At 63.4% G+C, this 21,191-nt stretch carries 21 protein-coding genes; 15 read left to right on the plus strand and 6 right to left on the minus strand.

Annotation, left to right across the window (positions count from 1 at the left end; translation table 11 throughout):
• The first annotated feature begins 13 nt into the window (after positions 1–13).
• Genes argH through ATE48_RS05250 form a run of 4 tightly spaced genes read left to right on the plus strand, consistent with a single transcriptional unit; the run spans position 14 to position 3,424 of the window.
• Positions 14–1,387, plus strand: a complete 1,374-nt coding sequence (gene argH, locus ATE48_RS05235; RefSeq protein ID WP_066774613.1) for an argininosuccinate lyase — start codon at positions 14–16, stop codon at positions 1,385–1,387.
• Positions 1,384–1,581, plus strand: a complete 198-nt coding sequence (gene lptM, locus ATE48_RS05240) for an LPS translocon maturation chaperone LptM (protein WP_066768516.1) — start codon at positions 1,384–1,386, stop codon at positions 1,579–1,581. Before argH ends, lptM begins: the two co-directional genes overlap by 4 nt.
• Positions 1,578–2,843 (plus strand): diaminopimelate decarboxylase, encoded by a 1,266-nt coding sequence (lysA, locus tag ATE48_RS05245; protein WP_066768524.1) that lies wholly within the window; start codon positions 1,578–1,580, stop codon positions 2,841–2,843. Before lptM ends, lysA begins: the two co-directional genes overlap by 4 nt.
• Positions 2,840–3,424 (plus strand): hypothetical protein, encoded by a 585-nt coding sequence (locus tag ATE48_RS05250; RefSeq protein WP_066774615.1) that lies wholly within the window; start codon positions 2,840–2,842, stop codon positions 3,422–3,424. Before lysA ends, ATE48_RS05250 begins: the two co-directional genes overlap by 4 nt.
• On the opposite strand, the gene ATE48_RS05255 is transcribed toward ATE48_RS05250, so the two are convergent.
• Positions 3,421–5,325, minus strand: a complete 1,905-nt coding sequence (locus ATE48_RS05255) for a pre-peptidase C-terminal domain-containing protein (protein WP_228126799.1) — start codon at positions 5,323–5,325, stop codon at positions 3,421–3,423. The two genes, ATE48_RS05250 and ATE48_RS05255, sit on opposite strands and share 4 nt — an antisense overlap.
• Before the next feature lie 142 nt (positions 5,326–5,467).
• Here ATE48_RS05255 and ATE48_RS05260 point away from each other — a divergent pair, with 142 nt between their 5' ends.
• From ATE48_RS05260 to ATE48_RS05285, 6 genes are all read left to right on the plus strand, one after another.
• Entirely contained in the window at positions 5,468–8,035 is a 2,568-nt protein-coding gene (locus ATE48_RS05260) for a DUF4175 domain-containing protein (RefSeq protein ID WP_066768527.1), read from the plus strand.
• Positions 8,036–8,097: 62 nt separating this feature from the next.
• Entirely contained in the window at positions 8,098–8,628 is a 531-nt protein-coding gene (locus tag ATE48_RS05265) for a hypothetical protein (protein ID WP_066768530.1), read from the plus strand.
• An 84-nt stretch (positions 8,629–8,712) separates the two neighbouring features.
• Positions 8,713–9,150 (plus strand): hypothetical protein, encoded by a 438-nt coding sequence (locus ATE48_RS05270; RefSeq protein WP_066768533.1) that lies wholly within the window; start codon positions 8,713–8,715, stop codon positions 9,148–9,150.
• 57 nt (positions 9,151–9,207) lie between these two features.
• Positions 9,208–9,876 carry a response regulator gene (locus ATE48_RS05275; protein WP_066768535.1) on the plus strand — a complete coding sequence of 223 codons (669 nt, stop codon included), beginning with the start codon at positions 9,208–9,210 and terminating at the stop codon, positions 9,874–9,876.
• 33 nt (positions 9,877–9,909) lie between these two features.
• Positions 9,910–11,829 carry a sensor histidine kinase gene (locus ATE48_RS05280; protein ID WP_066768537.1) on the plus strand — a complete coding sequence of 640 codons (1,920 nt, stop codon included), beginning with the start codon at positions 9,910–9,912 and terminating at the stop codon, positions 11,827–11,829.
• Between the two features lie 51 nt (positions 11,830–11,880).
• A complete protein-coding gene (locus ATE48_RS05285; RefSeq protein ID WP_066768539.1) occupies positions 11,881–12,342 on the plus strand; it encodes a hypothetical protein in 462 nt (153 codons plus the stop codon).
• Here ATE48_RS05285 and ATE48_RS05290 read toward each other — a convergent pair.
• From ATE48_RS05290 to ATE48_RS05300, 3 genes are all read right to left on the minus strand, one after another.
• Positions 12,303–13,862 carry a M20/M25/M40 family metallo-hydrolase gene (locus ATE48_RS05290; RefSeq protein WP_083197168.1) on the minus strand — a complete coding sequence of 520 codons (1,560 nt, stop codon included), beginning with the start codon at positions 13,860–13,862 and terminating at the stop codon, positions 12,303–12,305. The genes ATE48_RS05285 and ATE48_RS05290 overlap by 40 nt on opposite strands.
• Positions 13,863–13,934: 72 nt before the next feature.
• Positions 13,935–14,441, minus strand: coding sequence for a phosphoribosyltransferase (locus ATE48_RS05295; RefSeq protein ID WP_066768544.1), 507 nt, complete (start codon positions 14,439–14,441; stop codon positions 13,935–13,937).
• Positions 14,442–15,383 carry an MJ0042-type zinc finger domain-containing protein gene (locus ATE48_RS05300; protein ID WP_156767609.1) on the minus strand — a complete coding sequence of 314 codons (942 nt, stop codon included), beginning with the start codon at positions 15,381–15,383 and terminating at the stop codon, positions 14,442–14,444.
• Between the two features lie 137 nt (positions 15,384–15,520).
• On the opposite strand from ATE48_RS05300, the gene ATE48_RS05305 reads away from it, so the two are divergent.
• The 5 genes from ATE48_RS05305 to ATE48_RS05325 are packed head-to-tail and all read left to right on the plus strand — an operon-like array spanning position 15,521 to position 19,356.
• The gene (locus ATE48_RS05305) at positions 15,521–16,159 is read left to right on the plus strand and encodes an ATP-binding cassette domain-containing protein (protein ID WP_228126883.1); all 639 of its coding nucleotides are present in this window, start codon (positions 15,521–15,523) and stop codon (positions 16,157–16,159) included.
• Positions 16,156–17,016: an FtsX-like permease family protein gene (locus ATE48_RS05310; protein ID WP_066768552.1), complete on the plus strand. Its 861-nt coding sequence runs from the start codon at positions 16,156–16,158 to the stop codon at positions 17,014–17,016. Before ATE48_RS05305 ends, ATE48_RS05310 begins: the two co-directional genes overlap by 4 nt.
• Positions 17,016–17,630 carry a YdcF family protein gene (locus ATE48_RS05315; RefSeq protein ID WP_066768554.1) on the plus strand — a complete coding sequence of 205 codons (615 nt, stop codon included), beginning with the start codon at positions 17,016–17,018 and terminating at the stop codon, positions 17,628–17,630. The genes ATE48_RS05310 and ATE48_RS05315 overlap by 1 nt, the downstream gene beginning before the upstream one ends.
• Positions 17,627–18,355, plus strand: coding sequence for a lysophospholipid acyltransferase family protein (locus tag ATE48_RS05320; RefSeq protein ID WP_066768556.1), 729 nt, complete (start codon positions 17,627–17,629; stop codon positions 18,353–18,355). Before ATE48_RS05315 ends, ATE48_RS05320 begins: the two co-directional genes overlap by 4 nt.
• Positions 18,352–19,356: a DUF2125 domain-containing protein gene (locus ATE48_RS05325; protein WP_066768558.1), complete on the plus strand. Its 1,005-nt coding sequence runs from the start codon at positions 18,352–18,354 to the stop codon at positions 19,354–19,356. Before ATE48_RS05320 ends, ATE48_RS05325 begins: the two co-directional genes overlap by 4 nt.
• On the opposite strand, the gene ATE48_RS05330 is transcribed toward ATE48_RS05325, so the two are convergent.
• Both ATE48_RS05330 and ATE48_RS05335 read right to left on the minus strand, forming a co-directional pair.
• Positions 19,353–20,279 carry a prephenate/arogenate dehydrogenase family protein gene (locus ATE48_RS05330; RefSeq protein ID WP_066768560.1) on the minus strand — a complete coding sequence of 309 codons (927 nt, stop codon included), beginning with the start codon at positions 20,277–20,279 and terminating at the stop codon, positions 19,353–19,355. The two genes, ATE48_RS05325 and ATE48_RS05330, sit on opposite strands and share 4 nt — an antisense overlap.
• Positions 20,279–21,091 (minus strand): chorismate mutase, encoded by an 813-nt coding sequence (locus ATE48_RS05335; protein ID WP_066768569.1) that lies wholly within the window; start codon positions 21,089–21,091, stop codon positions 20,279–20,281. The genes ATE48_RS05330 and ATE48_RS05335 overlap by 1 nt, the downstream gene beginning before the upstream one ends.
• Between the last annotated feature and the right edge of the window lie 100 nt (positions 21,092–21,191).

Genomic DNA, 21,191 nt, shown 5'->3' on the forward strand with positions numbered 1-21,191 from the left:
CGGCGGTCAAAAAATGTGGGGCGGGCGTTTCGCTGCCCAACCCGCCGACGCCATGCAAGCCATCAACGCTTCGATCGATGTCGACAAGCGCCTGTGGCGTGAGGACATCGAAGGCTCGAAAGCGCATGCGGCCATGCTGGCGGCGCAAGGGATTATTACGGCGGAAGACAACGCGGCGATACAAGCTGGATTGGACCAAATCGCCGCGGAAATCGTCGAAGGGACGTTCCAATTCTCGGTGGCGCTCGAGGACATACATCTCAATATCGAGGCCCGGCTGACCGAACGCATCGGCGAGGCCGGCAAGCGGCTGCACACCGCCCGCTCGCGCAACGATCAGGTCGCGACCGACTTCAAGCTCTGGACCATGCGCGCCAGCCGCGAGGCGGCGGACGGCCTGCGGGTGCTGCAAACGGCGCTGCTAAAGCAAAGCCAAGCGCACGCCGATTGGATCATGCCGGGCTTCACCCACCTGCAGACGGCGCAACCAATTACGCTCGGCCATCACCTCTTGGCCTACGTCACCATGCTGGAGCGCGATCGCGTGCGCATCATTGGCGGCGCCCTGGAAGCGGCATGGGAATGTCCGCTGGGAGCGGCGGCGCTTGCCGGCACGGGCTACAAGATCGATCGCGAAGCCACCGCCCAAGCGCTGGGTTTCCACGCCCCCGCAAGCAACTCGCTCGACGCCGTCGGCTCGCGCGATTTTGCGCTGGCCGCACTCAGCAATCTCGCGATCGCCATCACCCATCTATCGCGTCTTGCCGAAGAGATCGTGCTTTGGACCTCGCCGCAATTCGGCTTTGCGCGCTTGAGCGATGCATGGTCAACCGGCTCTTCGATCATGCCGCAAAAGCGCAACCCGGATGCGGCCGAACTCATCCGCGCCAAAGCGGCCCGGATCGGCGCCGACTTCGCCGCATTGAACGCAATCGTGCAGAAGCTTCCGCTCACCTACGCAAAGGACCTCCAGGAAGATAAGGCGCTGACCTTCTCAGCGTTCGATGACTTTGCACTCTCCGTCACCGCCATGATCGGGATGGTCGAGACGATGCGCTTCAACCGCCAGAAGATGCGCGCCGCCGCCGCCATGGGTTATTCCACAGCAACGGACTTGGCCGACTGGCTGGTCCGCGAACTGGGCGTGCCGTTCCGCGAGGCGCATGAGATCACCGGCAAAATCGTGCGCATCGCCGAAGATTCCGGCGTCGCCGAACTGGGATTGCTCCCGTTGAGCGATTTTCAGGCGGTCGATCCCCGCATTACGGAAGGCGCCCGGGCGCTGTTGACGGTTGAAAAATCGGTCGAGAGCCGGGATAGCTATGGCGGGACCGCCCCTCAGCGCGTGCGCGAGCAGGTTGAGCGGTGGAAGGAGATGTTCAAATGAGCCGCATCGTTCTGGCACTTACGGCGCTGACGCTCCTTTCCGCATGCGGGATCAAAGGCGATCTTGAGCGCCCCGACCCACTATGGAACCGCGAAGAGGCGATCCGTCGCGAATGCGCGGCTGCCGCCGAGCGCAATGAGCCCCAAGACGCGCGCTGCGCTCAATATCAGAGCGGCGTGCAGACAACGCCGTGAACCACTTCGAATATCGCGGCGGCGCATTCTGCTGCGAAGGGGTGAAACTGGCTGAGATCGCCGAAGCGGTCGGCACACCCTGCTACGTCTATTCGACAGCCACGCTGGAGCGGCACTACGACGTGTTTCGTAGCGCCTTCGGCACGCGCGACGTGCTTGTCGCGTTCGCGGTCAAGGCAAACTCCAACATCGCCGTGCTGGCCACGCTCGCGCGCAAAGGCGCAGGCGCCGATACAGTGAGCCAAGGCGAAATCGAGCGTGCATTGATGGCCGGCGCGCCGGCAAGCAAGATCATCTTCTCCGGCGTCGGCAAGACAGCCGAGGAGCTGACGTTCGCCGTCAAAGCCGGCGTGCACCAGATCAACGTCGAGAGCCGCGCCGAGCTGGAACTGCTGGCTGAGATTGCGCGCGGTCTCGGCAAAAAGGCGCCCATCGCCATCCGCGTGAACCCCGATGTGGGCGCGGGCGGCCACGAAAAGATATCGACCGGCAAAGGCGATGCGAAATTCGGCGTCTCGCCGGAACAGGCGCTGGCGCTATTCGCGCGCGCCGCCGATGATCCGCACCTCCACGCACAGGGTCTTGCTGTTCACATCGGCAGTCAGATCCGCGATCTTGCACCGCTTGAGGCGGCGTTCCGCGTGATGCGCTCACTCGCCGAAAAACTACGCGGCGACGGCATTCCGATCGAACGCCTCGATCTCGGCGGCGGCCTCGGTGTGCCGTATTTCAACGAACCTGACCCACCCTCGCCAGCGGAATACGCGGCGATGGTAGGCCGCGTATTCGACGGCTTTGACATTGGCCTTTCATTCGAACCGGGCCGCATGATTGCCGCCAACGCCGGCGTGTTGGTGTCGCGCGTTGTGCGCTTGCAAGAGCGCCCACGTCCTATCGTGGTGCTGGATGCGGCGATGAACGATCTCATCCGCCCTGCCATTTACGACGCCTATCACGGCATCAAGCCGCTCAATCAACCGAAGGGCGCCGAGCAGGCCTATGATGTCGTCGGGCCGATTTGCGAAACAGGTGACACCTTCACGCGCAATCGCATGCTGCCGCCTCTGGAAGCTGGCGATCTCGTCGCGTTCATGACCGCGGGCGCGTACGGCGCTGTCATGGCGTCCACATACAACGCGCGCGCCCTGGTGCCGGAAGTCTTGGTCAGCGGCGACACTTACGAAATCGTGCGGCGGCGATGGGATGTCGCTGAGCAACTTAAACTGGAGACGCTGCCATCATGGTTGGCCACGAAAGCATGATCAGACGCTTGCTGCTTGCCGTCGCTCTAAGCGCGGCGCTCAGCGCCTGCGCATCCGCGCCGCCCGCTTCGCCACAAGATCAGTTTTTCGCGAACCTTCACGCGCTCTGCGGGCAGAGTTTTGCAGGCCGTGCTGTCACGACCGACTCCGCTGACGCGGGCTTGGCCAGCGAGCGGCTGGTCATGCAGGTGCGCGAATGCAGCGATCATGAGATCCGCGTTCCGTTTCATGTCGGCGAAAATCGCTCACGCACCTGGGTCATAACCCGCACCGGCGCGGGCCTACGCCTCAAGCACGATCACCGTCACGAAGATGGAACGGAAGACACCCTGACCCAATACGGCGGCGACACGACAAGCGAAGGCACAGCTGAACGGCAAGAATTTCCGGCGGACGCATTCTCGCGCGAACTCTTTACGCGCAACAACACCCCCGCGTCGGTCGCGAACGTGTGGGCTGTCGAAATCCACCCGGGCCGCACGTTTGCTTACGAGCTGCAGCGGCCGAACCGGCGCTTGCGTGTTGAGTTCGACCTTACCGCCCCGATCGCTGCGCCGCCTGCGCCCTGGGGCGCCGATTAGGTTCGGCCCAACCCGAGGATCGGCGCGTCAACTTGCACAGCGCCGCGCTCAACCACTGGGAATTGGTAATTGCTTTGGCCTTCTTGCGTTGACGCCGCGATGCGCTCTTCGCGGGCGAACTCGCGGCGCACATAGGCGCCAAGTTCACCAGCGGTGATCACGCGATCGCGGTTTTCATCCGCGCCGCCCTCAAGGCCGGTTTGAATGAAGTGCGAGAGGAAACCACCAGCCTGGAATTTTTCCGCGACTGAGCTTGTGAGATCCTCTTCCGAACTGAACAGCCCCATCACACCCGGACGGCTGACGACGTCACGTGCAAAGCCGCCGCTGAAGCAGGAGTCGAGCACAAGCAGCGATGTCTGCGCACGGACCTGCTGAAACAGCTGGTTCAGTTCATCATCGGTAATCGAACCATCGACCATCTCGATCGTCTCATCCTTGCCGTCGGGTTCTGTGGCGCTGACTTGGCCACGCACTTGGTTGCCGTGGCCGGAATAGAAGAAGAGGAAAAGATCATCTGGGCCTGCGGCGGCCGCGACGCGCTGGAAGGCTTGGCGCAATCCAGCCCGTGTCGCTTGAGCGTCGATCAACGTCACGCTTTCAGGCGCCAACGTGCCTTGGCGCGCCAACGCTTGCTGCAGCTTGCGTGCATCCTCAGCGGTGAGCGGCAGATCATTTCCCGATCCTGGATAATCGGAAATACCGACCATCACCGCGAAGACACGCCGCGCACTATTGTTGGCGGAAACTTGCGGCGCGGCGCCCTGCTGCAGCGTGACAACATACGCGCCCCGTTCGCCCGGCTGATATGACGTCGCGCCGATGCGGTACTGGCCGCTCTCCGCCAACGTCGTCTCGATCCGAGCATTGCGGTCGCTCGAGGATGCGTCGTCGTTATCTTCCTGCGCGCCTGATGGTGCGAGAAGGATGAGATAGGGATCTACGGCTGTGGAGCGCATGTCGATGGTAACGCGCTGACCAGCTTGTCCCTGGAAGCTAAACGTATCGATGAACTCGCCCGAGTTCAGCGTCGTATCGCCTTGAGCGAGTTCCCCGTTCATCGTTTGCCCGGCGGTGAAACTCTGTGCATCGCCGCCCGCAAGCGCGCCGCTCGCCGTTGTAGTGGAGGTCGGCGCAACATTAAGCTGGTACGCACCAGTCTCGCCGGCTGCATACGAGGTGACGTGCACCGTGTATTCGCCGTTCGCCGGAAGCGTTGCGACGAGGCGGCTGTTGCGGGTGTTATTTTCCGTGTCGTCGTCGTTGTATTGTTGGAAGCCGCCTGGCCCGCTGATCGCGACGTAGGTGTCGAATTGCTGCGAGCTCAAGGTGATCTCGACTTGCTGCCCCGCCACGCCTTGGAGCGGGAAGGTGTCGAGATACTCGCCCGAACCCAATTGTTGGTCGCCCGGCGCGAGTTCACCAGCCAGCTGCTGCGCCGCGATGGGCGGTGCTTGGCCTGGCGTTGTGTTGTTGGCGACGTTCGGCGTCGCTTCACCGGTGCGCTCAACAAGAAGCTGATAGGCGCCGACGGCGTTGCGGCTGAAGCTGGTAACGTAAACCTGCGCGACGCCATTTTCGGGGAAGGTGATGTTGAGGCGTGAATTGTAGCTGCCGCTGCCATCGTCATCGTTGTCCTGAGACAGTGAGCCTGGGCCGCGGACGTAAAGGTAAGCGTCGAACGCCTCGGAGGTCAGCGTAAGCGTGTATTGCTCACCCTGGCGGCCATTCAGCTGGAAGGTGTCGGCGACCGCATTGTTTTGGTCAGACTTGGTCTCGCTGACCTCCAGTGTGCCATTCACAGGCTGGCCAGGTTGCAGCCCACCACCGGCGCCCAACAATTGGCCGCACGCCGCCACGGCGGCCGCCAAAATCACGGCCGCAGCTGTCCGAATGTTCATTGGAAGCATCCCCTCAAGAGCAAGCGGAGCTTAGACCTCGCCTAAAGGCCGTCAACATGGGGGAACCGGACCCTTTGGCTGCGCCTTTGCGAGGGATGGTCATGGTTTGGCTCAAAACGGGCTGATACCGTCAGGCTGCGGAATGAAGCACCAGGACGCCCTCAACCAACTCGCTCGTGAAACGAAACGAGCACGGCGCAACTTGGCGCTGGAACGGCTGCTGCGCGCCGGCTTGGTGCTGCTCGGCGCGATGGCCGTGTGGACGGCGTTCGCCCTGCTCGGCGGACATGAGCGGCTTCCACTCCTCCTGCAAACGCTGAGCGCCATCTTCGCGCTGGTGCTGTTCGTTTATCTTGGAGTCCGCGCACGGCGCGAATGGCGCGCGCCAACCGAAGAAGAAGCACGCGCGCGATTGGCGGCGGACTCGCGCATGGACGCGGGGTCGTTCGACGCGCTGCGCGACCAGCCAACCAAATACGATCCATTCTCGATCGCGCTTTGGAATCGCGAACGAGAGCGTTTGCTTGAGAACGCAGACAATGTGCGGCTTGGCCCGCCGCGCCCTCGGCTCGACGAGCTCGATCCGTACAAACTGCGTTACGGCGCGCTCGCGTTAATGGTGATCGGGTTCGCAATCGCCGGAACCCAATCGGGCGATCGGCTGGCGCGTGCATTCCTGCCTGACCCTGGCCCGCTCTTGGGCGATCAGGAAATGGCGATCGAGGCGTGGGCGACGCCGGCCGACTACACCCACGCGGCGCCGATCTCACTCAGCGATCTTGAAGGCCAACGCGTGGTGACCCCGCCATCAGTCCGCGTCACGGTTCGCGTCATGGGGCCTGCAGGCGCGCCGGTGCTGCGGTTCAATGGCCAAGGCGGACAACGCAGCGCGCGCTTCACTGAAGCGGCGGACGGCGCCTGGGAAGCACAGCTCGATATTCCGGGACGCGGCGAACTTCGCATCGTGCGTTTTCATACGCGCGCACGTTGGCGCCTCGCGCCGGCGCCGGATACGGAGCCGCGTGCATCGTGGGATGCGCCCATCAGCACACTCTCGGACGAACGCGTCAGTCTCTCATGGAAAGCGCGCGACGATTACGGCGTGCGCCGTTTGGTGCTGCGCGTAACGCCGCTTGATCCGCCTGACGGCTTGGTGCGCGCCGATCCAGTCGACACGGAACTTGAAGCGCCTGCGGGTGATCCGCGCGAGGCAGAGGCCGAAACCGAGATCGATCTTGCCGCCCATCCCTATGCCGGGATGGAAGTGGAAGCGCGGATCGTGGCGATAGACGCGCTTGGCCAAGAAGGCGTCAGCGATCCGCTACGGGTTACGCTGCCAGAGAAGATATTCCTGCAGCCTCTGGCACGCGCAGCCATCGAAATCCGCCGCCACATCCTAGCTGAGCGTAGGTCCTATCGAAACGGTCCGGGCGTGCAGCGGCGGCGCGTTCCGGCGGGCGATATTCTGCTCGGCAACGAACGCATCGAAACGCGCGACTACGATACGCGCCCGGCGCTGCAACGCGCGCCCGAAGGCATCCAACGCGCAGCGCGTTTGATCGATGCGCTGACGATGGAGCCGCAGGATCACTACTTCCGCGACCTTGCCGTCTATTTCGGCTTCCGCAATGCCCGCTCGCAACTTGCAGTCGCGCGCGACCCGGACGAAGCAGACATCGCCGCCGACACGCTCTGGCGCACGGCGCTACGGGCTGAATATGGCGGCGCCGCGGATGCGCGGCGCGCGCTCGAAGAGGCGCAGCGCCAACTCGCTGAAGCTCTAGCCCAAGGCGCGCCGCAAGAACGCGTTCGGCAATTGCTCGAGGCATTGCGGCGCGCGACTGAGAACTACATGCAGGCGCTCGTGCAAGAGGCGCTACGCAGCGGTGAAAGTCCGCAAAATATGGAAGACACCGAGGATCAAGCCACGCTCTCGGAACGCGACATCCAAAGTATGCTGCAGCGTGTGCAGGAATTGTCCGAGCAAGGCCGCAACGCCGAAGCGCAGCAATTGTTGGCGCAATTGGCGCAGCTGCTCTCCAACCTTGACGTGCAACTCAGCCAAGGCGGCGAAGGTGAAGGCGATCGCCAGGGCGGCGAAGGTGACGAGGCGATGCAGCAAAGCATCGACGAACTCTCCCAGACCATGGGCGAGCAACGCGCACTTCGCGACGAAACGCGCCAAGAACAACACCAGCAACAAGGCCAAGGCGGCAGCGGCGGCGATCAACAGGGCGGCCAAGGCGGCGACGAACTCGCGCAACGCCAATCCGATCTCCGCCAAGGCTTAGCCGAAGCTCAGCGCATGGCCGATGAAGCCGGCGCTGCGCCGAGCAACGATCTCAACGCCGCCGGCGAGGCCATGCGCCGCGCTGAAGACGCGCTCCGCCGCGGCGACCTTGAAGGTGCGGAAGCCGCCCAAAGCGCAGCGCTCGACAATCTCCGCGAAGGCGCCGAAGCGCTGAGCGCGGAACTGCGCGAACGCGGCCGCGGCGGTGAGGAACAAGGCCCCGGCGGCAACCGCGACCCTCTCGGTCGCCAAAGCGGCGCCGGCAACGCCGACGGCGAAGGCACGGTCCCCACAACAGCCGACCCCGTGCGCGCGCGCGAGATCTTCGACGAAATCAGACGCCGCGCCCAAGACCCCAACCGCCCGGAAGCGGAACGGGAATATCTGCGCCGCCTCCTGGATCGCTTCGGCGACAGCTAACGGCGGCTTGAAATCGTCGCACCGCACGCCACTCTCATCACTTCAACTGGAGGGCCGTTCGCATGCGCACATTTTTGATGACCACAGCTTTTATCGCTCTGCTCGCCGCATGCTCGCCGCCCGCGCAACAACAAACCCAAACACCCCAAACACCGCCAGGCCCGACCACGATCGCCTGCAATGACGTAACGCCCAACGCCGCCCGCCAAGTCAGCGTCGGCGCCGAAGTCGTCGCCGCCGCCGCCGCATCCGATCTGCGCGGCGGCTCAATCACACCCGGCACATACGACCTCGTCAGCGCCACACGCGTCGGCGCCGCCACCGGCTGGACCGGCACACGCGCCGTCTCGCTCGCCGTCAGCGAAGATCAAAGCGGCGCCGTAACGTTCAATTGGGCTGGCGCAGAACCCGGCGGCGAAACCGATCGATGGACCGCCGCCTTCACCGAAGCGCCGCAACCGCGCATTGCCTACACGTGCGGCCGCATCGGCGAAGTCGCTGGCGATTTCGCGGCACAGAACAACGCGCTCGAATTGCGCTTACAGGACGGCGCCGCCGGCCAACTCGCGCTTCGGTTCGAACGGCGCAGCTAACCCCCATATTCATGCGGTTGGAGCGCGTCGCGGCGCGCTTCAACCCTATCGCAAGGCGGGAGCACCCGCCGCGGAGGGTATCGCATGAAACGTTCAACCACCTTGGCTATCGCCGCGGCCATGGGCGCAGGGCTATTTGCCGGCGCAGCCGAAGCGCAACAATTGCGCGACTTCGACGCCCTAAACAGCGGCCGCGCGTCCGAAGGCGAAGCCGTGCGGATGCGCCTCAGCATTCCATTCGGTCAGGCTGAAGCCGATCATCGCGATACGCGCCTCGCTTTCTCGCTGCAGCAAGGCGACGGCCAAGGCGTTCGCAACCTCGACATGTTCTCGTTCTCACTGACCGGCGATGCGCCGCCGCGTTTCGAGACGCCGTTCGCGTTCGGCGCTGCTGATGGCGAGGGTGGCTTCTTCTCAAAACCACTGAACTGGGTTTGGATCGGCCTCGGCGTCGGCGCCGCGTACTGGATCTACGACGAAAACCAGGACGACGACGCGCCCGCGCCGCCGCCGCCGTCATAGTCGTCTGGCAAAGCGGGGCGCGGTACGCCAGAATGACGCGCCGCTAAGGGACCTACATTGAACCAAGCCTCTCCTCGCGCACGTGTCGCTATCGTCGAAGATGATGCGATTTTGCGCGAGGATTTGGCGCGCGTGGTGACACGCGCCGAAGGCCTCGATATCGCCGGAACGTCAGATACCTTGGCGGGCGGACGCACGCTTTTGACCCCTGATCTGGACGTGTTGCTGATCGATCTGGCGTTGCCGGACGGCAACGGCGTCGATCTCATCCGCGAAGCGCGCGATCGCATCACCAACATCAAGATCATTGTCGTCAGCATTTTTGGTGACGCTCGCAGCGTCGTGCACGCCATCGAAGCCGGCGCAGACGGATACTTGCTGAAGGGCGCAGGCGAGCAGCAAGCCGAAGAGGCGATCCGCAGCGTCCTGGGCGGCGGCGCGCCGATTTCGCCCGCAGTGGCCAGCCACATTCTCAACCGGATGCGAGAGCGCAACGCATCGGCCAAGGGCGCAGCGCCGGATGCGCCTCTGACCGAAAAAGAGACCGCCGTGCTCACCGATCTCGCCAAAGGCTTTCGCTACAAGGAGGTCGCGCGCCTGCACGGCATCTCGCCGCACACCGTCGCCGATCACGTGAAGTCGATCTACCGCAAGCTCGCCGTAAACTCGCGCAGCGAAGCGGTGTTCGAGGCGGTCCAAGCCGGCTTGATCAAGCTCAGGGACTAGCCGCGCGGCGCCTTGCCGGGCTAAGGGGCGAGCGTGCTTCAAGCCAATCCCTCGCCACCCACATCTTCGCTGACGTGGATTTTGGCCGGCGCCATCTTGGCGCTGCAACTCGCGATGAGCGCAGCTCTGCTCTACGTGAACTATCGCACCGAAGATATTCCGGGCCGGCGCGTCGCCGAATTAGTGGCGGCTGAGAGCAGTTCACCACGCTACGAACTCTTGCCCGATGCTGCGTTCGCACCGGTGACCATCCCGCGCGAAGAATGCTGCGAGACCAACGTCGTCATCTATCGCACGCGCATGAGCGCATCGGAGGCGCATCTCGCCTACCCCGCCGTGCTAATCGTTTCGGCGCACGATAATGCGTTGCTCTACGTCGATGGCGTGCTGGTGGCAGGGCAAGGGCGCGTCGACGGACCAGCGCCCGCGATGGGGCGGCGTCCGCAATTACTGCGCATCCCGGCGGCGCTCGCGCACGAAGGCGCAATCTTGGACGTAGCGGTGCAACGCGGGGTCGGCTTTGGGCATTTGCGGCCGTTCTTTATCGGCGCGTACGACCGGCTCTACCCATCTTACATAGCGTTGCGCTTCCTGCGTTCGGATTTGCCGTTCGTGAACGCAATCATCGGCGCGTTCGTCGCGGTGTTTTGTTTCTGCGCCGCGCCATTGTTCGGCGCGCGCGCGCTTTTATTTTCACTAGGCGCGCTGGCTTTATCTTGGCTCGGCCAACATGTCGGCCTGCTGATGACGGACCCGCCGTGGGGTCTCAACGCCAACAACGGCGTATATCTCGTCTCATTCTTGGCGACGCTTATCTGCATCGCCTGGTTCTTCGTCGAATGGACGTCCGTATTCTCGCTGCCGCGCGCCCCGCGCCATCCACTGTTTGCGCTTGCGCTTGATCCTTGGGGGCCAAAAAGCAGGCGCATTCTCGCCATTGCGTCTGCCATCATCATAGCTCTCGGCGCGGCAATCATCGCTTGGCGGCTCTCGTTCGATTCGATGATCGGGACGCAAATCGTAAACCGCAATCTTGGCCGGATCGGCCTGTTCATCATGGCGTTTTGCCTGGTGCGGATCGTGGCGTTCTATTTGCGCGGCGGCTTGCGAAATCCAGTCGAGGCCTCGGCCTTTGTTTTTGTCATCCTCGCGGCCGTCGCCGACATCGTGATGGTGCAGTTCTTCAACATGTACGGCGTCTTCCTGGGCGTCGCGGTGACGTTCTTTCCACTCGCCTTGTTGGTTTCACTCGCGATGCGCGCACGCGGCGTCTTCGAAGCGGCCTCGGCGACGGCGCAGAAGCTCAACCAGTTGGTGGAAGAGCGTGAGCGCGTGATCGTCGCCAACATGGACGAGATCCGCCGCAACGAGCGCGCCGCTATGCTGCTCGAAGAACGCAGCCGCATCATGCGCGACATGCATGACGGCATCGGCGGACAGCTGCTCGGCCTCATCCTGCAGGCGCGTTCGCGCAAGCTCTCGGACGAAACGCTGGTCAGCGGGCTTGAACAAAGCCTGGACGACTTGCGGATGGTGGTGGATTCGCTCGAGCAAGGGGAAGGTTCGCTCACTGGCGCGCTGGGCGCCTTTCGCGGCCGCATCGAACCCCGGTGTGAAGCCGCCAACGTGACGCTCGACTGGCAAATCGAGGATGTCGGCGCGACGCCAAACATTGGACCGGACAAGACACTGCAAATCTACCGCATCCTGCTTGAAGCCTGTACCAATGCCCTGAAGCACAGCGCACCGGCGCGGATTGGAGTTGAGTTGAAGCGTGATGGCGATCGCATTCACATTGCGCTCACCGATGATGGCGCCGGATTCGCGCCCAATGCAGCGCCCACAGGACGCGGGCTCGCCAACATGCGCACGCGCGCGCAACGCATCGGCGCCGACCTCGCCATAACATCGAGCGAAGGCGGCGCCCGCATCTCGCTTATTCTGAGCGCCTGATCCCAAAATTATGGGAGTGCGACACTCCAAGCCCGAGTGCATGGCGACGCTATGCAAGCACCGCTCGTCATCCGCCCCAAACGCTGGCTTCTCTTCGCGGCGGTCGCGGCCGTTGTCCTCGCGCCATTAGCGCTCACGCTGACACCCAACCCGTTCGAGGGCTTGGCGCCTGGCCAGGCGCCGCCTCGCTTCTTCATTTTCCTTTGGGTCGCGCTTCCGCTCATGACGGCGCTTGCCGGTTGGCGCTTGCTGACGTGGACAACCTATCAAGCGACAGCGCAAAGCCTCGAAGCGCGAAACCTTTTCGGCGCGCAACGATTGGCTTGGGCGGATCTCGCAAGCGCGGCGCTCGACGCTCCCATCGGAATGCCGCCAGCTTATGAACTGCGCTTCGGCAAGCGAAAGATACGCTTCATCGCCGCACATCACGATCGCGCGGCGATCGAACGCCTGAAAGTGCTAGTCCCGCAGACTTACCAGCCGTTGCCGCCCTCTGCCAAAAACGCCGCATAAAACTGCACGCCTTGGCGGAATTCTCGCATCCGCAAGTTTTCGTTCGGCGCGTGCTGGTTGTTGTCGGCATTAACGATCGGAACGATCACAAACGGCGTATTTAGAACCTCGCCGATCGGTGCAATCGGAAGGCTGCCGCCCATCAGCGGCGCGATACGCACCTCATCATGGGTGGCGGCGCGCGCGATATCGACGATACGGCGAACGGCAGGATTGGTGAGATCGGATGCGGCGGACGCATACCCAAGCTCACCAAACTCAAGACGCGCCAGATATGAAATCGAACGCCTCTGCTCCAGCGTTGGAGGGGCATCCACGAGCGTATAGCCCTGATTGCGCACATGCGCTTCGATCAACTCCCGCGCGCGCTGCGGGGTGATGCCCGGGGTGAGACGAATATCGAAACCGGCGCTGGCCTGTGAATCGATGGCGTTCCGCTGCGGACCTGCGCCGCCATACGTAAGCTGCGTTACGTTGAGCGCCGGTCGCATGATCGACTCGCCATAGCTCAATCCAGCTTCGGTCTCTGCGATCGCTGGGCCGCTCAACATGCCTTCGGTATCGAAGCCCTCGCGCGCTAGAGCCCGCGAGCGCTGGGACGGCGGATCGGCGCTGAAGCCATTGATGGTGATGCGTCCATCATCGGCGCGCATGGACGCGATGAGATGCGCCAAACGCGCGGCGGGATTGGGCGCAACATTTCCATAATGGCCCGAATGCAGGCTCGTCGCGGGGCCATAGGTGGTCAGCCGGAACGTTGCGATGCCGCGGGCGCCAAGAGAGACGCGCGGCAAACCACGCGGATCGATCGGACCATCGCCAAAAAGCCAAAGATCGGAAGCGAGCAGATCACGATGCAGGTCAAGCGATTGCGCGAGGTGGCCGGAGCCGGCCTCCTCTTCGCCCTCGAGAAAGAACTTGAGATTTGCCGAGAGCGGAATGTTCGCCGCGCGCATTGCATCGATTGCCGCCAGCATGGCGACGATCGGCGCTTTATCGTCACTTGAAGAGCGCGCGTAGATGCGGGCGTCGTCAGCGAGCGGATACCTAGCGCGCTCCCACGGAATAATCGGCGCGTTGTCTTCAAAGCGGCCACTGCGCAAGGTGGGCGTAAAAGGCGCCGTCACCCACGCGTCGAGCGGCTCAACCGGCTGGCCATCAAAGTGCGCATAGAACAAAAGTGTGCGCGTGGCGCCGGGAGCCGCAAGTTCGGCGTAGACATTTACCGGCGCACCCGGCGTTTCGATGATGCGCGCACTGATGCCGCGACGCGCGAACATCTGGACGATCGCGTCGGCATTGCGCCGGATGTCGTCAGGGTTTGAAGCGACGTTGGGCAACGCCAGCAGATCGCGCAATTCGCGGATGATTGCCTCTTCGTGCGCGGCGACGTGATCGCGTGCGACACTCATCGCGTTTGTCATGAGCGGTGTCGGTGCAGGCGCCGCTGTGGTCGCGTCAGGCGCTGTCGCGCATCCACACAGCGCCAAGGCTAGAATTCCAGCTGCCAAAACCCGCATGTCGGCCTCCCGCACAAAACTGGTACGGGCGCGCTTCTGGCTTGTCGATGAAGTTCCCGCGCGCGGCGGGCGCTAGTCGAGGGCGGCGATATAGGGGAGCCCGCGGTAGCGGCCCTTATCGTCCATGCCGTAGCCGATCAGAAAGTCGGCAGGCCCGTCCCAGCCGATTGCATCGATGTCCTGGCCGAGCGCCTCCGGCTTGCGCACAAACGCACAGGCGAGCGTCTGCGCGGCGCCCTTCGCCATCAGGTGCGCGCGCGCATAGGCGATCGTACGGCCGCTATCGAACACATCGTCGACGATCAGTACCCCGCGCCCTTCAATGGCGCGCGATATATCGGAGCGGACGACAACCTTGCCGCTACTTTCGCGCGCGTCGCGATAACTCTCGAGCCAAAGTGAATCGAAGATTGGATGAGAGCCGCGCACTTCGAGTGCGCGCATAAGATCGGCCGCAAATGGAATGGCGCCCTGCAACAGCGCGACGACGGTCCAGTCGTCATTGACTTGCGCCGAAAAGCGATCAGCCAGCGCATTGACGCGCTGGCTGATCTCTTCCGCAGAAAGAAGTATGCGCACTTAGCCGGCGGTGAAGCGCAGCGCGAGACCGTCAACCGGACCCAACTCGCTCGTCGTCGTCGGGTGCGAAGGATCGACCAACTCATGCGCGGGATCGAGCGGCTCATCGAGAAGCAGTTCGTCTTGCGGCGCGACAGCCGGCGGTGAAACGTGCGCTGGACCGCCAGCAAGCGATTGCTCGCCAAAGCTCGCGAACGTCGCTTCAAGATCGACCGCTTCCGTCGGTGGGTTCTCGACGCGGATTTGGAACGGCACGGCGGCGCCAGCAGCGATCGGTTGATCGGTGATCGCGTTCACCAGCTCGAAGATTTCGTGCGAGCGCGTGTCGCGCAGCGAAATGCGAACCGGCGGAACGAGCTTGTCGTCACGGCCGATGTTGCGAACTTCACCAGAGACAACGAGCACAGGCGTCGCGCCGTTGAAGTCGCGCTCTACGGCGAGGTCGTAGAACTCAAGACCGTAAACGTTGACGTCCAAGCCAAGCGCGGCGAACGCGCTGGCCGAACGCGGCCACAGCTCAGCAACGTCCTGACGGAAGGCGACCATGCCGGTCGCACTTGCCGCAAGGGCAGCGCCAGTGGCGCCCCAAACCAGCAACGCAGCGCGATTGCGATCACGGCGCATGCGGTCGGTTTGCTGTTGGCGGAATTTCGCGGCGGCCGATGGCGCGGGCCCCGGTTGCTCGGCGGCGCGACGCAATCTTTCGACACGTTCACGTGTAAGAGGTTCTTGTGCGGGCGCTTCGGCGGTCCGCGCCAGGGGCGCATCTGCCGGGGCGCGCAGCTCAAGCTGCGGTTCGGCGAACCAGGAGAAGCCGCATGCCGCGCAACGCACCGTCCGACCGGCCGGACCGATCGCTGCGTCATCCGCGTAATAGCGGGTCGAACAAGACGTGCATGTAAGGATCATGGTAACGATACGTTCAGCTGCCCCAATAACCACCTTCGGTGCATTGATTCTATTAAGCTTGTCCAGACATGCCACGCACACGAGCTAGTATTGAAACCGATTTGTTCGAGCGCGGAGTGCTGGTCCGCCTTTCGAATGTTGACGCCGGCTATGGCGCTTCCACCGTTCTGATGGGGATCGACTTTGAAGCTCGTGCTGGAGAAGTTAACTTCATCACCGGCCCCGCTGCTGCAGGCAAGACTACATTTACGCACCTCTTGCGGCTAGCGCTCCCGCCTCGGTCTGGCCGAAGTGTAATACTTGGCGTCGACTTAATGCGGGCGCGCGCAAGAGAGATCGCCGATGCGAAGCGCCGCGTCGGCTATGTTGCTGAAAATCCTGTGTTCATTGAGCAATGGTCGACGTTCGACAATGTCGCGATGCCGCTGCGCATGCTTGGGCAAAAGCCGCGCGACTACGCTGAGGACGTGCGAGAACTTGTGGAATTCGTTGGCCTCGGCGGTGCGGCTGAGTTGCCTGTGGAAAAACTTTCGGGTGCGGAACGACGCAGGGCCGCCATAGCCCGCGCGCTTGCCGCCAAGCCAAATCTCATCCTCGCTGACGATCCGACCGCCGGCATGTCCCCCGCAGACGGGCGCCGTATTGTGCGCCTGCTCTCTGAAATGCGCCGCGTCGGCGCCGGCGTCGTGATCGCCAGCCAAGATGACACGCTGTGCGATGTATCCCCCATGTGGGTCTGGCGCATTGATCGGGGCCGGCTATCGCAACCGGAGCAGACTGAGGCAGCGGACGCGGAGGCCTACGAATGAGAGGCGGGCTTCTTGGCGTCGAGCGCGCGCTCTTTTGGACTCTGGCGTTTGCGGCGTTCGCGGCGGCGGCGGCGGGGCTGGCGGCGCGGGCGGCGGATCGGGTGGCGGTCAATTACGAGCAGTCGCGAAACGCCTACGCGATCGTGCGCGTGTTGGCGCCGGACGGGCCTGCGGGCATGGCGGCGGCTGAATCGGCCTTGGTCAGCGCGCCGCACGTGACGAGTGCGGCGCCGATGACAGCGGGACGGGCGGCCGCACTCTTGAGCGAAGCCAGCGGCGAGACCATCGATCCAGAAAACGTGCCCGATCTCAGGCTTATCGAGATTGAGCTGGCGCCCGCCTCTTCGCAGGCGGACGTCTCGGGGGACATCGTAGCTGCGCTCGCCGCGGGCGGCGTTACGGCTGAAGTCATCGAAGCGCCGGACGCTTCCGGCGGTGGCGGCCTTGCCCCGCGCGTGCGCAGCGCGGCGTTCTGGGGATCTGTCGTGTTCGCCGCGATGATGGCTGTGATCGCTTGGCTTGCGGCGCGCGGCTTGGCGGCGCGCCGGCGCGAGATGGTGACGGTGATGTGCGATCTCGGCGCAACACGCAGCCAGACCGCAGGCCGCATCGCCGATGAAGCGGCGGTTCTTGGCCTTTACGCTGGTGTCGCCGGAGGCATTCTGGCGGCTATCGCAGGCGTAATAGTGTTGTTGCTAGCTATCCCCGGCACGACACTGAACACTCTGCCGAACATGATTCTTCCCATCGACTTCATTCCGATTGCGGCAGCGCCGCTGGTCACCGCGATTGTTGCAGGCGCGGGCGCGCGTGCGGCAGCTGGACATTTTCACGGTCAGGCCGCGAGGCTCGGCTGATGCGGTTGTTGCTCTTCTGGGCGGCGATCATTGCGCTTGTCGCGTTCATCGCTGGCTTCTGGAGCTTTGCGAAGAATGTGCGCCAAGTGGCCGAGGAGCCGCCAACCGCACAAGCTATCGTCGCGCTGACTGGCGGATCGCTTGAGAGGCTGACGACAGGCGTGCGTTTGCTCGAAGAACGCAAAGGCGAGCGACTTCTGATCTCAGGCGTCAATCGCATCGTCACTGATGCGGAACTCTACGATGCGTTGCATGTCGATCCTGCGCTCGGCGAATGCTGCATAGATGTGGGCAGGCGCGCTGAAGACACATTGGGCAACGCTTCCGAGACCGCCGCATGGGCGCGCGAGCATCGCTACACCAACATCATACTGGTGACCGACGATTATCACATGCCGCGCAGCCAAGCTGAGCTTGAAGTCGCGCTGCCGGAAGCTGAGATTCACCCCTACCCGGTGCGAACGCGATGGACCGACCCCGCGCTCTGGCGCAGCGATCTTGGTGCGGCGATGCGTTTGGGCGGCGAATACGTGAAATACCTTGTCATTCGCGGGCGGGAAGCGTTGATCGGCCTCGGCAATAGCGACACTGAAGCGGCTCCGGGCGAGGCATGATTTTCATTCGTTCGTTTATTTTCGTCATCTGGTTCTACGCCTCGATGGCCGTCATCGGTTTGGTCCTCTGGCCGTTGGTGGTGTTCAACGAGCGGCACGTGTGGACGGCGCTGCGCTCGTGGGGCGGAGCAACTGTGTGGGGCCTGCGCTGGATCATCGGCGCGCGCGTTTGCTTCGAAGGCCTGGAGCATGTGCCCGAAGGCGGTGCGCTGATCGCGATGAAGCACCAATCGACGCTGGATACCGTCGCGCCGGCTTTGTTCCTGCCGCGCCCCGTCTATGTTTACAAAGCGGAGCTCGGCGGCGTGCCGGTTATGGGCGCTTATCTAAAGCGCAATCAAATTGGCGTCGATCGTGGCGGCCACGCGAAGGCGTTGAAGAGCCTCGTGCGCGGCGCACGCGATGCTGTCGCGAAGGGCGGCCAAGTGCTGATCTTCCCAGAGGGCACGCGCCAAGAACTTGACGCGCCACCCGATTACAAGCCCGGCATCGCTGCGATGTACAAAGACCTTGGCGTTCCGGTGACGCCAGTGGCGCTCAACACCGGCCTCATCTGGAAGCCCAAGGGCATCATGCGCAAACCAGGTCACGTGACCTTCAAGGTATTGCCACCAATTCCGCCAGGGCTGCCGCGTGACGAATTTATGCGCGAACTCGAGCGTGTCCTGGAAACCGAAAGCCAGGCCTTGCTGCCGCCCGATAAGCGTCGCACCCTAGCGCAATGAAGCTCCGCGGATATTGGATTGCTATTCCTTGGGCGCTGTTCGTTGCGGCGGCTTTGGGTTGGATTTTCTACTGGAACTATCTGGCCTCTGAAGCTGAACGCCGCATCCATGCTTGGGCGTTTGAGCAAAATGCCGGCGGCGCGACTGTCGAAGTCGACAACGTCGTTCGCCACGGCTTTCCGGTTTTGCTTCGACTTGAGCTGCAAGGCCTGAGCTACACATCGGCGCGCAGCGGCTGGAGCGCCGAGACTGCGCGCGCCGACTTGAGCGTCGACGTACTCAACCCACGCCACGTCATCGTGGAATCGAAGGCCCCCCTCGCAATCACACGCGCTGGCGGAGCGACAACTAACGTCAGCGCCGATGCGCTGATTGCGAGCCTGCGAACGGAAAACGGCGCGCTCGCGGTAGCCGGCATCGAGGCGGACAATCTGGTGCTTGACGACCCCGCGGAAGAAGGCGTTTTGCATGCGGTGAAGGTCGTCGCCAACGTTCGACCCGATCGGCGCGCCGACGGCGAATATCAACTTGCGTTCGACGCACAGACAGTGACGCTGCCACGTCCGGTGCGCAGCTTCGAAACGTTCGGGCTCGATGTAGCGCGCATGCGCGCGGCGATCGTCATCACTGATGGCGCACTTTTGCTGCAATCTTCGCCAGGAGATCCGCTTCGCGTTTGGCGTGAAGGCGGAGGCCGCTTACGGTTTGACGCGCTCGAACTCAATTGGGGACCTTTGCAAACAACAGGCACAGGCGAAGGCGGGCTCGACGAACAGCGCAGGCTCGATGGCCGGCTAGTGCTTCCGGTGGAGCGTCCCGCGCCTGTGCTGACGGCGATCGCCAACGGTCCGCGGATCGACGGCGACGCACGCCGCGCTCTGAGCTTGCTCGCCGCCGGCTATGTCGTCACCGGCAACGATATCACGCTCGACATCGGCGCCCATGATGGCGTTCTGAGCATTGAAGACTTGCCCGTGCGACCGCTGCCGCCGTTGTATTAGCTCGGAGTTTCGTCTCGGCCCCAATTTGGCGCAGCGGTGTCCTGACCAGCGTCGATGACCTCACGGCGCATGCGCCGCGCGCGATCGAAGAGATCGTAGAGCGTCTCGCCTTCACCCCAACGAATAGCTCGCTGAAGCGCGGCAAGATCCTCCGAAAAACGGCCCAGCACTTCGAGCACGGCATCGCGATTGTTCAAGAACACGTCGCGCCACATGGTCGGATCGCTAGCAGCGATACGGGTGAAATCGCGGAAACCCGATGCGGAATACTTCACCACTTCGCTTTCGGTGACGCTCTCCAAATCCTCGGCCATGGCCACGATGTTGAAGGCGATCAAGTGCGGCAAGTGGCTAGTGACAGCAAGTACGACGTCATGGCGCGCCGGATCCATGCGTTCGACGTTGGCGCCAAGCGCGCGCCAGAAAGCTTCAAGCTGATCAATTGCGGCGGGGTAAGCTGGACCTTGATCGGGCAATGGCGTGAGGATCTGCCAGCGGTTGTGAAACAGCGTTGCAAAGCCCGCGTCCGGCCCGGAATGCTCAGTACCCGCGAGCGGGTGACCTGGAACGAAGTAGACGTAAGTTGGCAAGTTCGCCGCCACCGCCGTCACCACCGCCTGCTTTACCGAGCCAACGTCAGTGACGATCGCACCAATCTTCAGGCCGCGCGCGCACGCAGCGGCAGCCGCGCCCATCGCGCCCACCGGAGTGGCCAGCACGACCAACTCGGCCATGGCGACGGCTTTTTCAGGATCGTCGAAAACTTCGCCCAGGCCGATCTCTCTTGCGCGCGCACGCACCGCCGGATCGGCGTCATAGACATGAATGGTGTTCGCCGCGCCGCTTGCCTGGGCGGCGCGAACGATCGACGCGCCAATTAGGCCCGCGCCAATAATGGCGATGCGATCGAAAATCATCGCCATCAGACGCGTGCGTACGAACCGAGTACGCGCACGCTCTCAAGCCCAGCGCGCGCGAGCGCACCAGCGCGGGCGTCATCGAGCGCCAAGAAGCCATCTACCCGCAGCAGGACGCGCGGCTCAGCGCGAGCGACCTCGCGGCCGTTGAGGCCGACTTCGTTGAGCGCCCGTTGCAGGCGGTGGTGGGGATCGAACGCCATCAACAACGTGATGTCAGCGCCTGCCTCTTCCGTTGGAGATGCCGCAAAGACGGCCGCTTCTGGATCTTCCGCCGAGCCATGCAACGGCAAGCCGGCGATGAGATGAAGATTGTGGAAGCGGCGTTCCGACAAGGCTGGCCACCAGGCGCCGACCCCGGGTGCGGCGGGCCAGCTGGTCACGGCGACGATGGTGTCTGGATTCTCGGCGGCCTTCTGGAGCGCAGCTTGCGGCTCACCGAGATCCTTGATCCGCGTTCGGGCGCCGAAATGACGGCGCGCAATATCGAACAGGCGCGTGGGATCGCCGCGGCCGCCGCCGACGACAACATCGATGTTGCGCTGCCGGCGCAGCGAGGCGGCGATCATGGCGCGCCAAACTTCGACGACAAACTCGCGCTCCAGTGGCGCGGGCGCTTCGGCAACGAGCCGCCGCAGCAAAGCGACTTCGCGGCCTGGGCGGATCGGCAAACCGGATTCGGGCGGCTTCAGGCCCGCCATCTTGTCCACGGCGCGCAGACGCTCGGCGAGCAGCGACAACAAGTTCTTGTCGATGCCGTCGATCTCGGCGCGGATCGTTTCGAGTGGCGAACCGGCTGGGGGGCTCTGGTCGTTCATCGTCGGAACCTTAGCGGCCTTTCATGCGCCACGCCAACGACCCGCGTGCAACGCGAGTCTTCAACAGCAGCCGCCCGTCCCAGGGGGATATTTCCCTCGC

Origin of the sequence: Candidatus Viadribacter manganicus, assembly GCF_001679665.1 — a bacterium.
Lineage (GTDB): Bacteria > Pseudomonadota > Alphaproteobacteria > Caulobacterales > Aquidulcibacteraceae > Vitreimonas > Vitreimonas manganica.